Annotated in this window: 24 protein-coding genes; 23 read left to right on the plus strand and 1 reads right to left on the minus strand. The window is 66.7% G+C overall.

The genetic code is table 11. The features are described 5' to 3' along the window. Positions 1-3 precede the first annotated feature (3 nt). From MOQ72_RS29015 to MOQ72_RS29095, 17 genes are all read left to right on the plus strand, one after another. Positions 4-801 carry a hypothetical protein gene (locus tag MOQ72_RS29015; protein WP_242188908.1) on the plus strand — a complete coding sequence of 266 codons (798 nt, stop codon included), beginning with the start codon at positions 4-6 and terminating at the stop codon, positions 799-801. Continuing rightward, a complete protein-coding gene (locus MOQ72_RS29020; protein WP_242188909.1) occupies positions 798-1439 on the plus strand; it encodes an ERF family protein in 642 nt (213 codons plus the stop codon). The genes MOQ72_RS29015 and MOQ72_RS29020 overlap by 4 nt, the downstream gene beginning before the upstream one ends. Then, positions 1436-1783, plus strand: a complete 348-nt coding sequence (locus MOQ72_RS29025) for a hypothetical protein (protein ID WP_242188910.1) — start codon at positions 1436-1438, stop codon at positions 1781-1783. Before MOQ72_RS29020 ends, MOQ72_RS29025 begins: the two co-directional genes overlap by 4 nt. Then, a complete protein-coding gene (locus MOQ72_RS29030) occupies positions 1780-2145 on the plus strand; it encodes a hypothetical protein (protein ID WP_242188911.1) in 366 nt (121 codons plus the stop codon). Before MOQ72_RS29025 ends, MOQ72_RS29030 begins: the two co-directional genes overlap by 4 nt. Then, the gene (locus MOQ72_RS29035) at positions 2142-2534 is read left to right on the plus strand and encodes a hypothetical protein (protein WP_242188912.1); all 393 of its coding nucleotides are present in this window, start codon (positions 2142-2144) and stop codon (positions 2532-2534) included. Before MOQ72_RS29030 ends, MOQ72_RS29035 begins: the two co-directional genes overlap by 4 nt. Then, positions 2531-2905 (plus strand): HNH endonuclease signature motif containing protein, encoded by a 375-nt coding sequence (locus MOQ72_RS29040; protein ID WP_242188913.1) that lies wholly within the window; start codon positions 2531-2533, stop codon positions 2903-2905. The genes MOQ72_RS29035 and MOQ72_RS29040 overlap by 4 nt, the downstream gene beginning before the upstream one ends. After that, positions 2902-4317 carry a DNA cytosine methyltransferase gene (locus MOQ72_RS45315; RefSeq protein ID WP_242188914.1) on the plus strand — a complete coding sequence of 472 codons (1416 nt, stop codon included), beginning with the start codon at positions 2902-2904 and terminating at the stop codon, positions 4315-4317. Before MOQ72_RS29040 ends, MOQ72_RS45315 begins: the two co-directional genes overlap by 4 nt. Continuing rightward, positions 4314-4541 (plus strand): hypothetical protein, encoded by a 228-nt coding sequence (locus MOQ72_RS29050; protein WP_242188915.1) that lies wholly within the window; start codon positions 4314-4316, stop codon positions 4539-4541. Before MOQ72_RS45315 ends, MOQ72_RS29050 begins: the two co-directional genes overlap by 4 nt. Positions 4542-4544: 3 nt before the next feature. Next, positions 4545-5384, plus strand: coding sequence for a phage replication protein O (locus tag MOQ72_RS29055; protein ID WP_242188916.1), 840 nt, complete (start codon positions 4545-4547; stop codon positions 5382-5384). Next, positions 5381-5911, plus strand: coding sequence for a zinc finger domain-containing protein (locus tag MOQ72_RS29060; protein ID WP_242188917.1), 531 nt, complete (start codon positions 5381-5383; stop codon positions 5909-5911). Before MOQ72_RS29055 ends, MOQ72_RS29060 begins: the two co-directional genes overlap by 4 nt. A 2-nt stretch (positions 5912-5913) precedes the next feature. Then, the gene (gene ssb / locus MOQ72_RS29065) at positions 5914-6369 is read left to right on the plus strand and encodes a single-stranded DNA-binding protein (protein WP_242188918.1); all 456 of its coding nucleotides are present in this window, start codon (positions 5914-5916) and stop codon (positions 6367-6369) included. Positions 6370-6433: 64 nt separating this feature from the next. Next, positions 6434-6817 (plus strand): RusA family crossover junction endodeoxyribonuclease, encoded by a 384-nt coding sequence (locus MOQ72_RS29070; RefSeq protein ID WP_242188919.1) that lies wholly within the window; start codon positions 6434-6436, stop codon positions 6815-6817. Next, positions 6814-7005 (plus strand): hypothetical protein, encoded by a 192-nt coding sequence (locus MOQ72_RS29075; protein WP_242188920.1) that lies wholly within the window; start codon positions 6814-6816, stop codon positions 7003-7005. Before MOQ72_RS29070 ends, MOQ72_RS29075 begins: the two co-directional genes overlap by 4 nt. Beyond that, positions 7002-7667 carry a hypothetical protein gene (locus tag MOQ72_RS29080; protein ID WP_242188921.1) on the plus strand — a complete coding sequence of 222 codons (666 nt, stop codon included), beginning with the start codon at positions 7002-7004 and terminating at the stop codon, positions 7665-7667. The genes MOQ72_RS29075 and MOQ72_RS29080 overlap by 4 nt, the downstream gene beginning before the upstream one ends. Further along, positions 7664-7891: a hypothetical protein gene (locus MOQ72_RS29085; protein WP_242188922.1), complete on the plus strand. Its 228-nt coding sequence runs from the start codon at positions 7664-7666 to the stop codon at positions 7889-7891. Before MOQ72_RS29080 ends, MOQ72_RS29085 begins: the two co-directional genes overlap by 4 nt. Then, positions 7888-8079 (plus strand): hypothetical protein, encoded by a 192-nt coding sequence (locus MOQ72_RS29090; protein ID WP_242188923.1) that lies wholly within the window; start codon positions 7888-7890, stop codon positions 8077-8079. The genes MOQ72_RS29085 and MOQ72_RS29090 overlap by 4 nt, the downstream gene beginning before the upstream one ends. 446 nt (positions 8080-8525) lie before the next feature. Continuing rightward, positions 8526-8918 carry a DUF4145 domain-containing protein gene (locus MOQ72_RS29095; RefSeq protein ID WP_242188924.1) on the plus strand — a complete coding sequence of 131 codons (393 nt, stop codon included), beginning with the start codon at positions 8526-8528 and terminating at the stop codon, positions 8916-8918. Positions 8919-9040: 122 nt separating this feature from the next. On the opposite strand, the gene MOQ72_RS29100 is transcribed toward MOQ72_RS29095, so the two are convergent. Next, complete coding sequence (locus MOQ72_RS29100) at positions 9041-9628, minus strand: DUF4145 domain-containing protein (protein WP_242188925.1); 588 nt, start codon at positions 9626-9628, stop codon at positions 9041-9043. A gap of 185 nt (positions 9629-9813) precedes the next feature. Here MOQ72_RS29100 and MOQ72_RS29105 point away from each other — a divergent pair, with 185 nt between their 5' ends. The 6 genes from MOQ72_RS29105 to MOQ72_RS29130 all read left to right on the plus strand — a co-directional run bounded on the left by MOQ72_RS29105 (position 9814) and on the right by MOQ72_RS29130 (position 14664). After that, the gene (locus MOQ72_RS29105) at positions 9814-10071 is read left to right on the plus strand and encodes an HNH endonuclease (protein ID WP_242188926.1); all 258 of its coding nucleotides are present in this window, start codon (positions 9814-9816) and stop codon (positions 10069-10071) included. A 464-nt stretch (positions 10072-10535) separates the two neighbouring features. After that, entirely contained in the window at positions 10536-10946 is a 411-nt protein-coding gene (locus MOQ72_RS29110) for a hypothetical protein (protein ID WP_242188927.1), read from the plus strand. After that, complete coding sequence (locus MOQ72_RS29115; RefSeq protein WP_242188928.1) at positions 10894-12411, plus strand: terminase large subunit domain-containing protein; 1518 nt, start codon at positions 10894-10896, stop codon at positions 12409-12411. The genes MOQ72_RS29110 and MOQ72_RS29115 overlap by 53 nt, the downstream gene beginning before the upstream one ends. A gap of 11 nt (positions 12412-12422) precedes the next feature. Next, positions 12423-12578, plus strand: coding sequence for a hypothetical protein (locus MOQ72_RS29120; RefSeq protein WP_242188929.1), 156 nt, complete (start codon positions 12423-12425; stop codon positions 12576-12578). Then, on the plus strand, positions 12578-13951 hold the full coding sequence (locus MOQ72_RS29125) for a phage portal protein (protein WP_242188930.1): 1374 nt from the start codon (positions 12578-12580) through the stop codon (positions 13949-13951). Before MOQ72_RS29120 ends, MOQ72_RS29125 begins: the two co-directional genes overlap by 1 nt. Then, positions 13951-14664 (plus strand): HK97 family phage prohead protease, encoded by a 714-nt coding sequence (locus tag MOQ72_RS29130; protein WP_242188931.1) that lies wholly within the window; start codon positions 13951-13953, stop codon positions 14662-14664. The genes MOQ72_RS29125 and MOQ72_RS29130 overlap by 1 nt, the downstream gene beginning before the upstream one ends. Positions 14665-14686: the final 22 nt, after the last annotated feature.

The raw sequence follows: 14686 nt of genomic DNA on the forward strand, positions 1-14686 counted from the left end.
ACGATGTCACCTCGTGAGCGCATAGTGCGCGGGATTGTGCGGGTGGACTACCCGAACTATCACCGCTACAAGATCGACGGCCGGTGGGCGATCGGGGTCACGACCGCGTTGAAGGGCATCCCGAAAGACGACGCCTTGAAGCGGTGGGCAGCCCGGTTGGTTGCGACGCATGCGGTGGAGAACATCTGGGATCTCAAGCGGATGATCGACGCGGGTGGCAACGGCCCGGCGATCCACTTCCTCAAGGAGTTGCCGAACCAGCGCCGCAACGAGGCCGCGGTGCGCGGCACCGACGTGCATGCGTTGGCCGAGCGCTACATCAAGGGCGACGAGGTCGAGGTGCCCGAACACCTCGAACCGTACGTGCGCGGCTACGCCGCCTACATCGAGGATTTCAACCCGACCACCGTCCACGAAGAACTCACCGTCGCCAACCGCACGCACGGCTACGCCGGAACCCTGGACTCCATCCAGGATATTCCGACGCTCGGTCGGGCGCTGGTGGACTACAAGACCAGCAACGGCGTGTTCGGCGAGCATGCGTTGCAGTGCACCGCCTACCGGTACGCCGAGGTCTACCTCGACGCAGGCGGCGACGAGCAGCCGATGATCCCGGTCGACCGCGTGTTCATCCTGCACATCCAGCCCGACGACTACCAGCTGATTCCGGTGCAGGCCGATGGCGAGGCGTTCGCCAGTTACCTCGCGGCGCAGGCCAACTACGTGGCCAACGTGCAGTCGCGCAAGCTCGACAAGCTGCTCGGCGCCCCGGTGATGCCGCCGGTCGGTGATGCCGCGTGAACATCCAGGAAGCCATCACTGCGGTCATGGAAGACGTGCGCTCGATCGAGAAGGGCGACCACAACGACTTCCACAACTTCGCCTTCCGCGGCATCGACCGCGTCCTGAACCGAGTCGGCCCCGCGCTGCGCTCTCACGGCCTGGTGGTCACCCCCGAGTTGCGGTCGCTGGACTCGCGGGACATCACCACCTCCAAGGGCAAGCGCGAGCGGGAGGTCACCGTGACGGTGGCCTACCACTTCCGTGGCCCGGAGGGCGATTCGCTCGAACCCCCGGTCGTCGTGCCCGGTGAAGCATCCGACGCGGGTGACAAGGCGGTGGCCAAGGCCATGAGCGTTGCGCAGCGCACCGCCTATATCCAGGCGTTCAACATCCCCACCGGCGAAACCGACCCGGATCAGCACACCATCACCCGCGCCGTTGACCCGCTGGTGAAGGTCAAGACCGAGATCTGGGCCCAGGCCGAGAAACGCGGCTGGATCACCGACGACAGCTACCAGCCATTGGCCGACGACTTCGGCCAATGGAGCCAGGGCCGCGACATCACTGAGGCTGACGAGAAGACGCTGCGCGACTACCTCGCGCACATCCGCCCGAAGCGAACCATGCGCCGCGGCAACGGAGGGCAGCAGTCGTGAGCGCCGGACAGCTCGCGCTCGGCTACGTCGACCGGCATGAGGGGCAGGCCGCCGCGCTTGCGGCGGCCACCGCGCCCCAGCGGGGGGACTACCGGCAGCGGTGCGAGGCCGCGCTTGCCGCGCTCGTGCGCGCCGGTGGTGAGTTCACCGCCGACGACGTGCGGCGACTGGCAGGGCCGCAGGACGGGGCCGGGCGCAACGTGCTGCCGTCGGTGATCGGTGTCGCCGCACACCCCGATACCGGCATCATCGTGCCCGCTGGGGAGTACCGCAGCAGGCGACGTGAACGCCGCGGCTCCCGCAACCGCGTGTGGATCGCGCGGCCGAAAGGCGGTGCGGCATGACAACTCCGGACGCGCCGCTGAACCCGGTGCAGATCGAGCAGAACATCCGCACCTGCGCCGAACGCATCCACAAGGGCGTCACGGTCACCACCGACGCCGAGTGCGAGGCTCGACGGGCACGCCGGGAGTACGACGCCGCGGTGGCCCGCGCCTACATGGACCACGAGGGCCCCGCGCACGAGCGGAAGTACGCCGCCGAGCTGGCCACCCAAACCGAGCGCGAAGCCGCCGAAACCGCCGAGATCACCTACAAGTACGCCGAGCGCACCGCCAAGGCGGTCGAGGCCGAGTTGCGCGCCTGGCAGTCCGTCGGCGCATCCGTGCGGCTGATGTATGGCGTGGAGACCGGGGTGGGCCGGTGACCATCGACTACGACGAGGTGCGGCGCCGTTCCCGCGAGGGTTCCCCGTTCTCCAACGGCACTGAGGGCTACGGCTGGATGGCGGTCTGGTGCGAGATCTGCCTGCGTGATGCCCCGTTCCGCAACGGCATCAGCGCCACCGGCTGCCCGATCATCCTTGTTGCCCAGCTCGGCCGCACCCCGGCCGAATTCCTCGACGGCCCACGTGACGAGCACGGCCGCTACTCGATCGCCCAGCGGTACACCTGCATCGAGTACCGCGCACCCGGCAACGGCGGGGGAGAACCCCGGCCGAAGCCCGAACCGCGTGGCATGGACGGGCTTTTCGACCGGCCGGAACGCAGCACGCGGATGTTCGTGCCGCCGACGCGAATCGAGGTGTCGGCATGAGCAAAGCCCCGAGTGCCCGCACTCGCGAAATCGTTGCGCAGCGTGCGGATCGTGGCGGCTGGCCGGTGTGCGAGCGCTGCGGCACTCACCGCGGCGCGAACCTGCATCACCGGCGGCCCCGGCAGATGAGCGGCAGCACCGACCCAGCCACCAACCTGCCGTCGAACCTGCTGCTGCTGTGCGGCAGCGGTACTACCGGCTGTCACGGGTGGATCGAGTTACACCGCGCCGTCGGCTACCAGCACGGGTGGCTGCTGCGCTCGTGGCAGGTGCCGATCGATACCCCGGTGCGCATTCACGATCGCGGTCTGGTGGTGCTGGATGACATCGGCGGGATGACGCCGACCTTGCCTTTGGGAGGCGTGGCGTGATCACGTTCACTGACCTGTTTTGCGGTGCGGGTGGTTCGTCGACCGGGTTGGTCGCTGCGGGGTATGAGCTGCGGCTGGCCGCGAACCATTGGGCGCGTGCCATCGAAACTCACGCCGCGAATCACCGTGACGCCGAGCATTTGTGTGCGGATATCAACAACTACGACATGCGGCGTCTGCCGCCCACCGATGTGTTGTGGGCGTCGCCGATCTGCACGGAGATCTCGCCCGCCGGCGGTCGGCGCCGTACCAAGGGGCAGCTGGCGTTGCTGGAGTACGGGAGTGTCGACAAGGCTGGGTGGGAACGCACTCGCGCCACCGCGTATGACGTGATCCGTGCGACCGAGGTCCATCGATACAAGGCGATCATCTGCGAAAACGTCGTCGAGTTCGCCACCGACTGGGAGTTGTTCGACTGGTGGCGCCACGCCATCGAGCTGCTGGGTTACGAGTCGCAGGTGGTGTCCGTCTCGGCGGCCCACATCGGCGGGGACGGCAACGACTACGCCCCGCAGTGGCGGGACCGTATCTACGTCGTCTTCACCCGCCGCGGGATCAGGAAACCTGATCTGCGGCCCCTCCCGCTGGCATGGTGCGCCGAGTGCGGCGAGGACGTGCGCGCCAGGCAGGCGTGGCGCAACGGGAGGCGTGTCGGGAAATACCGGCAGCAGTACGACTACCGTTGCCCGAACAGCCGTTGCCGTCACGCGCTGGTCGAGCCGTACGTGCGGCCCGCTGCGTCCATTATCGACTGGTCGGATCCCGGCCAGCGCATCGGCGACCGCACGAGGCCGCTCGTCGCGAACACGGTGCGCCGCATCGAGGCCGGACTGACAATGCTCGGCGAGCAACGCATGGTGCTGACTGTCAACCACAGTGGACACGAGCGCACGGTGAAAATCGGTGACGCGCTGCTGGTTCCCACTGGCGGCACCTGGAACAGCACGGCCACAACCACCACCGAGCCCATGCGCACGCGCATGGCCAACCCCAAGGGTTTCGAGGCGCTGGTCACCCCGCCGCAGGCCGACGACTCGTTCATCGTGACCCTGCGCCGCAACGGCACCGCCCGCCCGGTGTCACAGCCGGTGGCCACCGTCACCGCCGAGGGACGGCATCACTGGTTGGTCATCCCCTACCGCAACGCCGCCACCAAAACCGTCGAGGAGCCGCTGCACACGCTCGGCACACGGGATTCCGCCGGGCTACTCGCCGCCGCCCCGGCATTGGAGGACTGCCACTACCGGATGGTGCAGCCCCGAGAACAGCTGTGCGCGCAGCGGTTCCCGCACGACTACATCGTGCACGGCAACAAAGGCGAGCAGACCATGCAGGCAGGCAACTCGGTTGCCGTCAACGTCGCCCAGTGGATCGCCGGAGGAGTCGCGACCTCCCTGGACGGCACCACATGAAACCCGACCTACGGCCGCTGACGGGCCGCGACACCTACCGGTCGTGCCTGCTCGGCAAGCAACCCGCCGAAATCCTCGACACCACGGCTCGTGAGCGCCTGGTCGCCGAGCTGCATGCGCTCGGCTGGACCGACGCCGAGATCGCCGCCCACTGCCGCATGACCACCTACACGACGGGCCGAATCCGGGAACGCCTCGGACTCGCGCCGAACTTTGGAGCGTGACCCATGACCTTCTTCCCGCTCCCCGACGAGTTCCACTCCATGCCCGAATTCCTCGGCGCTTCCGATGCCGCCGTGGCCCTGTATGCGCGCGCCGCGTCGTGGTCCGCCTGCCATCTCACCGATGGGCACGTGCCGACCGCCGCGCTGCCGTTGTTCACGGCCAACCACGAGCAGGCATCGGCAGAACTGGTGGAACGCAAGGTATGGCGTCGTGCTCGCGGTGGCTTCCAGTTCGCCGACTGGCCGAAACAGGCCAGCCGCGCCTATGTGGAAGCGAAACGGGAAGCCTGGCGACTTCGTCAGCAGAAAACCCGCAGCTCACAAGGGGGAATGTCACGGCGTGACACACACGTGACTCACGCAGGAGTCACATCCGGAGTCCCTGACGAGTCACAGCGTCCCTATTCCACTTCCAGTTCCAAGAAGGAATCTCCTAACGGAGATTCCTATAAGGGCCGCAACAGCGCCGAGCTGGCCCCGCAGTCTCGCCTCGACGTCGAACAGCTCTGCTCGCACATGCTTGACCGGCTCACGGCGAACGGCGTCCGAGCGTCGATCACGAAGCAGTGGCGCGACGACGCGCGACGCCTGCTCGACAACGACAAGCGCGACCTGCACCAGGCGCTCAGACTGATCGACTGGGCCACCGCTCACCGCTTCTGGTCGGCGAACATCCACAGCATCCCGAAGTTCCGCAAGCAGTACGACAAGCTGCGCATGCAAGCCGAACGGGAAAACACCCCACGGTCCACGACGAAAGCCGACCGGATCGACGCCCTCGACGCGTTCCTGGTGCCCGACGCCGAGCCCCACCTCCGCGCACTGCCCGGCGGTGTGGCATGAGCCTCACACAGAACGAGATCGTCGGCGTGCTCAAGGTCGCCACGGCCTACGACGGCCGCCAGCGCGGCGAGGCCGATGTCATGGCCTGGATGGACTCCGCAGCCCGCGCAGGGTGGACCTACACCGAAGCGCTCGAAGCCGTGAAGGAGCACTTCGCGTTCGATGGCAGCTGGATCGGCCCGGCGGTGGTCACCAAGCGCATCCACGCCGCGCGTGAGTCCGCCGAGCGTGCCCGGCTGGCTGAACTCGGTGCGGCCAAGCGCGCCGAACTCGAATCCGGTGGCGACGCGACCGCCGACCCCGAGCGCGCGCACCGGTTCTTCGAGGCGATCGCCGACCGGTTCGGCTGGCAGCACAAGCCCAAAGCCGCCGCCCCGGCGCTCGCCGTCGCCTGCCCACACTGCCAGGCCGCCCCCGGCCGCCCCTGCGCCCGCGTCATCCGCCGCGGCCACCGCGAAGGCGAATTCGTGCCCCTGTCCAACGTCCACGACTCCCGCGTGGCCGCCTCCAAGAACGGAGCCCACTGACCATGTCCCTTCCCAAGATCAACGGCGAGGTTGCCCGGTTGTGGGCTGAACCGGAACTGCGCTGGACCCCGTCCGGCAAGGCGGTGGTGACGGTGCCGCTGGTGTTCACCAAGCGCAAACGCACCGACGCCGGGGAATGGGAAGACGCCGGAACCATGTTCGTCCGCGCCCAAGCGTGGGAACAGTTCGCCGAGAACATCAGCGAGTCCCTGGCCAAAGGCGACGAGGTCGTGGTCACCGGCGAGCTGTCCGTGCGCGACTACGAACGCCAGGACGGCAGCAAAGGCCAGAGCCTCGAACTCACCCTGTACGCGATCGGCCCGAACCTCAAACGCCACATGGCCAAAACACTGCGCATCGACCGCCAAGACGCCCCTGCGTCGGCGAACTCGCCTGACCCATGGGGCAGCGCCCCGCCGTCCAACTCCAACGGTTTCAGCGACGAACCGCCGTTCTGATCCGGCTTCCCCGCTGACCGGACGAGCCCGAAACGCGCGCACGCGCGAGACCCGAAAGGCCACGATGACTGCGCCGACCACGTACCGGCTCGTGCTGCCGTACCTCCGGCCGCCGTTGACCGCGAACCAGCGCCAGCACTGGGCCCGGAAAGCCAAGCTGACCCGCGCTGTCCGGCACACCACGGCGACCCTCGCCCGCGCCGAGCGCATTCCCCCGCTCGGACGTTGCACGGTCAGTCTGGTGTGGACCGTCACCAACCGACGCCGCCGCGACGCCGACAACCTCGTGCCCACGCTCAAGGCATGCGCCGACGGCCTCGTCGACGCCGAGATCGTCGCCGACGACGTACCTGAGCTGATGACCAAGCAGATGCCCGAGATCGTGCTTGGCGAGCGCGTCGGCCTGGTGCTCATTGTCGAACCGCTCGCCCTGGAGGTGCCCGCGTGACCACCATTCCGCCGCAGCTCGACAAACGCCGTCTGGCCGCAGGCGTCGTCAAAGCCAACACCCCCAGCGAACGCCGCCGCGCCACCCTCTACGTTGCCGGACGCGCCCGCGACGCCACAGACCTCGCCCAGGTCCTCGACGCGCTCGGCCTCACCCCAGCCGACACCCGACAGGAGGTCCCCGCGTGAACGCCACCGACACCCAGCCGTGCACGATCGGCCGCTGCCAGCGTGCCGCCGAGCTCGGGCGCTACACCTGCCCGCAGTGCGCCGAGCTGATGCGCCGGTGGCTGTGCGAGATCGAGGAGTACACCGCAGCCCTCAACCCACGACCGTCACGCGGTGGCAACACCGGTCGCTGCTCACCCGGTTACGGTTCTCGGCCACCGGCCCGGCTCGACGTGATCGCCGCCCTCGACCCGCGTTCGGTGCCGCATGCTGTCGGCCCCGACGACATCGACGGCGATGTGTGGTCGATCCTCGGCACGCTGGCCGGTATCGCCAAATGGGTCGCCGACGAGCGCCGCAGACTCGGTGAACCGCCGGAACCGTCGCGGACACCCACCATCGCCGGTGAGGTGCGCTATCTGCTGGGCCGCATCGACTGGTGCACCCGACAGCCCTGGGTGGACGACCTCGCCGCGGACCTGCGCGGCCTTCACCGCCAGGTGGTGGGTCTTGCTGGGAACTCCACGCAGCCGTTGGCTCCTTGCCTGGACTGCGGGGGACCGCTGTGGCCGAGGGGTAACGCCGAGGTGCTGGGGGTGCGATGCGGAGTGTGCGGGGCCACGTTCGATGGTCTTGAGCTGCTGCGGCTGGGCGCAGCCTTCGCCGACAGGGGAGCGGCATGAGCGTTGAAGCGATGACGATCGCTTTGTTCGTCGGATCGGTTGTTCTGCTGTGTGTTTCGGTGTATCTCGCATGGCGTACTCGGCGGGTCTACAAGGAAGCTCGGGAGGTCATGCGTCAAGCCGAAGACGTGCTGACCACCACGGAGAAGGACCTCGAACGCGTCAAGCAGGTTCACACCGACCAGCAGTTCTGGGAGATTGCCGCTCGCGAGGACATGCCGTGAACCGCGTTCCCGCGCAGCTGGCGTTGTTGGCGTTGCGCTACAGCGGCCACGCGGTGACCGGCTCGGCGTTGCGCAACTGGGTGCACCGTGGCCACATCCGGCGCTACCACGATGGTTATGACCTTGCCGAGATCGTCGCGTATCTCGACCGACGAAAAACCAGACACGGCACGCTGACGGCTGCTTGATCGTTGTCCCAGGTCAGGTGTAGTGTGCCGCTTTGAGGCGGTACTCCCTACCCAAAAGCAGGTTGAGACGCCGGTTCGAGGCCCCCGACGATCACACCGATCGCGGGGGCCTCGTGCTTCTTAGACCGGCCTTCAGCGGGTAGGAGTGTGTCTACTTGCAGTCCTTTTCCGCCAGCCAGCATGGCTAAACTTGCATCATGGCGGCACGAATCTGTTGGCGATGTGGTACCAAAGCCCACCACACGATGCGCGGTGATCCGATCTGCACATCACGCGACGGCTACTTATGGTCAGCGTCTTTCCAGTGCGATGAATGCCTCGCTGTGAGCACCGGGACCGTCACGTGGGCGGTATCAAGCGTAGTCGAGGCCAGACGCAGATTCGACGAGCCTGGAGCCGAAACAAGTTGGCAACCACAGCAGGCGTTAGGACGCTACTATCCCTATGTGCCCGCTCACATCGCGGAAGCCGCATCCGAGGCGCACGAATGCCACAGCATCGGCGCCAATCGGGCCGCCATCCTAATGGCGCGATCCGTTCTGGAAGCCACCGCGAAGGACTGCGGTGCTACAAAGGGCAACTTGCAGGACAAGATCGACACTCTACACGTGAACGAGAAGATCGGGCGCTTCGTGCGCGAGCAAGCCCACGAGATTCGATACTTCGGAAACGACATGGCCCACGGCGATTTCGTTGTCCCCGTCACAGAGGAAGAGGCCAGCGAAATCCTTGGCCTGATGGCGGTTGTCCTCAACGAAGTGTATGAAGCTCCCGCAAAGCTAGAGGAGCTGCGACAGGCACGCCTTGCACGTAAGGAAGCAGTGCAAGGTGAAAACTGAGCGTTCAGGCGTGGTCTTGAATGAAGCCCACCCCGACCACCGTCTCGGATCGGGCTCGCGTCTGAGAACTTCGCGCAGGGCAAGACCCGCAACCGCATCGCATGAGCCTTGGCTTTTGCAGGCTAAGAGAGGGGAATGGTCTTGAGCTGATCGATAGCGTCTGAAGCTGTCAGGACGTACAGCGCGGCACGTGCGGGAGTTACTTCCCCTGTACCGTGTACCACTTCATTGCGGAGATGACGCAGATTATGAAGTGTGCTGGCAAGTTGAAAACCAATTAGCTCTTCCGACTGAGCCGTCTGGATTGCCTTGGCCATGGTCCACGACCACCCGCCACGTGGTTGAATTCCCTTCTCTCTCAGGAGCTCCGATAGCTCGTGTTCGAGATTCTTCGACGTCTTGATGACCGCTGCCTCGGGGGCTTTCGACGCAAACTCCAGAACTTCCTGCAGCTGGGGATCCGTGACTTGGCTGTCAGCGCCCGGTTTACGCTCACCGTCGGTGCTGCTGGCAGCCTCATGCTGGGCTTGGTCGAGCTTCTCCCACTCCGCTTCGGCCGGGCCAAGCTTGAGCCGCTGCAACCGCCGACCGCCCACGGTTCCTGAAACGAGACTTCCGATCGGCTTCCTGAACAGAAATAGCCCCACAACGGTGGCTAGCGGCCACGCCAACGAGTTGGCGAGGTTCGCGACGAACTGAAGAACAGACACGCTAGGTGATCGTAGTGTCACTCGATCCAGTGCGGGGGCGTTTGGAAGATCGGACCGCGCGACTCGGTGGCCGGAAGGTCGCGATTGGCCACGCGTTCCGGCGGGCCGTCCGACTGTCTATCGGAGGACGAGCGCGGGCTGTTAGGAGTCCTCTTGGCGAGAGGATTGCAGTGGCTCCGTCGGGTATGAGCGGTCACCGTTGGCGGAAGCTTGTTGCGAGTTTGCGGAAGCCGGGCGCGGTGTGCTGGATCTGCGGGCATGGCATCGACATCAGGTTGAAGTTTCCGGATCCGGGGAGCTTCACGGTGCACCACCGGGTACCGCGATCCAAGGGTGGCGATGTGCTGGATCCGGCCAACGCTGTGCCTGCGCACCTGAGGTGCAACTCCAGTCTTGGCAATAGGCCGCTGGTTCGACGTCGCAGAACCTCGCGGCGCTGGTAGCCACACTCGCACCGCCCCTGCCCGGCATGGCGGTCGGCGCACAGTCCTGAGCACGACAGCTCGCAGTACATCACCACTACACACACCTACCTGTGATGGCCAGAGCGAACTGTCGATGTGCTCACCAGGTGGCACGCCACCCAGGCCAGCGGTCAGCCCAACGCCACCGACGTGCTCGATGCCTCGATCACTGGTCAGCGATCACTCACGCAGTCGATTGCGATTCACGCTTCGATCATCAGCAGCGATGACCGTCGGGCGCCGGTGGGTGGCCGGGGTGGGTAGGGGGCGGGGGTGGTGCGTGTGAGCTGGGGGTAGGTGACCCCGCTGCCTTCGTCTCCCTTTCTCCCCCCGCGCGAATTCTTGGAGGGGTGATGGCTGAGTCGGCTGCGGAGAGGCAGCGTCGCTATCGCCGTCACAAGGCTGGTGACCACGGGCTTTGCATTCCTGGGCGGTGTGCGGCGGTGACTCCGACCGTGACGCGTAACGCCGAGCCCGAAGGCGTGACGCTCGGCCCGTCGGGGCAGCGGTTGTGGGCGGCGATGACCGAGGGCGGGCAGCTTGCGCCGATGCAGGCGGTGCTGCTGCTGGAGGCGTGCCGGATCGCTGACCGGCTGGACAAGCTCGACGCCCAGTTGCGCGGCGAGGACTGGCTGCGGTTCGAAGCGAGCGAGGACGGGCCCGAGGTCACAGTGATCGTCGACCGCGCGCTGTCCGAGGCACGCCAGCAGGCCACCGCGCTCAAGCAGATCGTCGCCGAACTTCGCCAGACCACGAGCCGCGGCAAGCAGAAACCGGCCGCTGACGCGAAGGGGGCGGGCATTGCTGATCTCACCGCCCGGATCGCTGCACGGCGCGCGTCGCCCTCGGCTTGAGGTCGCGCCGCCGTACTCCTACAGCCTGGGTCAGGAGGCGATCGAGCTGGCCCGGCGTGCGGGTCTGGTCCTGGATTTCTGGCAGCAGCAGGCGTTGGACTTGATGCTGGCTGTTCGGGAGGACGGCCGGTGGGCGTGTTTCGAGTACGCGGAGATCGTGGCTCGGCAGAACGGTAAGGGCAGTCTTCTGGAGGCTCGCGCCCTGGCCGGTCTGTTCCTGCTCGGTGAGCGGTTGATCATGTGGTCGGCGCACGAGTACAAGACCGCGATGGAGGGCTTCCGCCGTTTCCGGGACCTGTTGAAGAACCTGGGAGAGTCGGTCAACGACAACCTGATCGACGTCGGCGGGGTGCTGGTCAAGGTCTCGAACACCAACGGTGAGGAGTCGTTCGAGCGGCTGGATACGGGGCAGCGGGTCAAGTTCATCGCCCGCAGCAAGGGTTCCGGCCGCGGGTTTAGCGGTGACGTGAACTTTATCGACGAGGCGTTCGCGTACACGCCGGATCAGCATGCGGCGTTGATGCCGACGATGTCGGCTCGGCCGAATCCGCAGATCATCTACACCTCGTCGCCGCCGCTGACGGGCGACACCGGCGAAACCCTGTACGCGCTGCGGGAACGCGCCGAAGCGGGCGGCGATGACTCGCTGGGCTTTCGGGATTGGGGCGCGGCGGGCGACCTCGACCACCTCGACGGACTCAACCTCGACGACCGCGAGCTGTGGGCGGCGACGAATCCCGCGCTTGGGGTGCGTATCACTGAAGAAACCATCGCCCGCGAACGCCGATCGATGACCGCCCTCGACTTCGCCCGCGAACGCCTCGGCGTGTGGCCGCACAAGATCGCAGGTGGCGGCGCGATCGACGTCAAGCAGTTCGCGAAGCTCACCGACCCGGACTCGCAGGCCGGTGCCGACGTCGTGTTCGCCGTCGAGGTGGCCTACGACCGCAGCTCGTCGACCATCGCCGCATGGTCAGTACGCGCCGACGAGCTCGGCCACGCCGAGATCATCGACCAACGGCCGGGAACCGACTGGGTCGTCAAGCGGCTGGTGGAGCTACGGGACCGGTGGAATCCGGTGGCCTTCGGTCTCGACGGCAAAGGTCCGGCGCTGTCGCTGGCCTTCGACCTCGAAGCCGCGGGCATCAAACGCTCGGAAGACCCCGAGAAACCGGTGCGCGGTGACCTGGTGGTGTTGTCGTTGCCGGAGATGGCGGCGGCGTGCGGGCAGCTGCTCGACGCGATCACCCAGGAGTCCTTCCGGCATCTCGACGACCCGGACCTGAATGCGGCTGTGGCGGGCGCGAAAACCCGCCCAGTGGGGGATGTCGAGGTCTGGGGACGCCGCAACGCCGCCGCCGAGATCAGCCCGCTGACGGCCGTGACGGTGGCGCGGCGGGTGTATGTGACCCGGATCGATGCGATCAACAAGCCCCAGCGGAAACCGCTGGCGGCATGGGCATGACGGGAGGGCCGATGGGCAAGACCGAACTCGCTCTTCTCGTTGTGCTGCTGGTGGCGTGCGGGCTGGTCGTCACCGGTGTGGCGATGTTGGCGGTCCCGGCGGCGTTCATCCTCGCTGGGCTGCTCACTGCGGCGTTGGGGTTTTTCTTCCTGGCTGAGGTGCGCTGATGAGGCTGTCGCAGCGGTTCACCCGTGGTCGCAAGAGTTGGTCCGAACCGCCGTTCTGGTCGTTGGACCGGTTGCCGATGCTGGGTTCGGCGGGTGTGCTGCCGGACCGGGAGCAGGTCGGGAACAACTTCCTCGGCTACGTGCAGGGCGCCTACAAGTCCAACGGGATCGTGTTCGCCTGCATCCTCGCCCGGCAGTTGGTGTTCTCCGAGGCCCGGTTCCAGTGGCAACACATGGAGTCCGGCCGTCCCGGTGATCTGTTCGGCGACGCTGCTGATCTGGCACTGCTGCAAGCCCCGTGGCCGGGAGCCACGACGGGAGATCTGCTGGCGTGGATGGAAGCGGACGTCAGCCTGGCGGGGAACTTCTACGCCACCACCGCCGACGACAACGGCCGCTACGGCAGGGCGGCGACCGGGCCGGGTCGGCGGATCGTTCGGATGCGTCCGGACTGGGTGACGATCGTGCTGGACTCACGTTCGCATGATCCGTATGCGCTGGATACCAGGATCGTCGGTTACATCTACGAGCCGCCCAGCACTGTCGGCAGGTCGGAGCCGGTGACGCTGCTGGCCGATGAGGTGTGCCATTACAGCCCGATTCCGGATCCGGAGGCGCGGTTTCGGGGGATGTCGTGGTTGACGCCGGTGTTGCGGGAGATCGAGGCGGACAAGGCCACCACCCGCCACAAGCAGAAGTTTTTCGAGAACGGTGCGACGCCGCAGGTGATCGTCAGTCTCGATGTCGACGATGAGGACGCGTTCTCCAAGTTCGTGGAGATGTTCCGCCGCAACCACCGGGGCCCGGACAAGGCCGGGGAAACCCTGTTCTTGGCCAACGGCGCGGACGCCAAAGTCGTCGGCGCGGACCTGAAGCAGTTGGACTTCAAGAACACCCAGGGCGCCGGGGAAACCCGCATCGCGGCGGCGGCCAGTGTGCCGCCGGTGATCGCGGGGTTCTCCGAAGGCTTGCAGGCCGCCACGTATTCCAACTACGGGCAGGCTCGTCGCAGGTTCGCGGACGGCACGATCTATCCGCTGTGGCGGTCGGCCGCGGGCAGCTTGCAGACACTGCTGCCGCCGCCGGAGGGTGCGCGGCTGTGGTTCGACGCCTCCGATGTGGCGTTCCTGCGCGAGGACCGCAAGGACGTCGCTGAGATCCAGCAGGCCCAGGCCATGACGATCCGGCAGCTCGTCGACGCCGGGTACGACGCGGCGAGCGTGGTCGCTGCGGTGAAGGCCGAGGACTTCAGCCTGCTGCGGCACACCGGTCTGTTCTCCGTGCAGCTGCAACCGCCCGGCACCGCACAGGGCACCGCCGAGCAGGACGCCCCCGAGCAGGGCACCCCCGGATTTGAACAGGAGGCGACGTGATGGACACCAAGCGCCTGCACGTCGAGGTGAAGGACGCCGACGACCGGGGCGAGGTGACCGCCGTGTTCTCGACGTTCAACGTCAAGGATTCCGACCAGGACGTCACCCTGCCCAGTGCCTTTCAGGATGGCGCTCCGGCGTTGATCTCCGCCTACGGACACACCTCGTGGACGGGGCTGCTGCCCGTCGGCAAAGGCACGATCACCACGACCTCGACCGAGGCCGTGTTCCAGGGGCAATTCTTCATGGACACCCAGCACGGCGCGGATACGTTCCGCACCGTCAAGCACACTGGCGAGTTGCAGGAGTGGTCCTACGGCTACGACCCGGTCGAGTTCTCCTACGGAGACCACGAGGGCGAACGCGTCCGGTTCCTCAAGCAGGTCAAGGTGCATGAGGTGTCCCCGGTGATGCTCGGTGCCGGTGTGGGTACCCGCACGCTCGCGGCGAAATCCGCCGCAGGCATGAAGTTTTCCGACGAGGCGCACGCGGTCATGGCCGCGGTGAGCGCGCTCGCGGATCGAGCCGCGGACGTCTTGGCGAAGCGGCAGCACAAGGGCAAGGGGCTGGGCGCCGAATCCACGGCGCTGCTGGGCACCGTTGAGGCCGAGTTGAAGCGGCTCGGTGAACTGCTGGCCACCGAACCCGAACCCGATGTGGCAGTCGACGCGCGCCGCGAGTTCCTGCGGTTCCTGCGCGCCACACGGGGCTGACCGACCAAACCCATTCGTCCCA

It is taken from the genome of Saccharopolyspora soli (genome assembly GCF_022678645.1).
GTDB lineage: Bacteria > Actinomycetota > Actinomycetes > Mycobacteriales > Pseudonocardiaceae > Saccharopolyspora > Saccharopolyspora soli.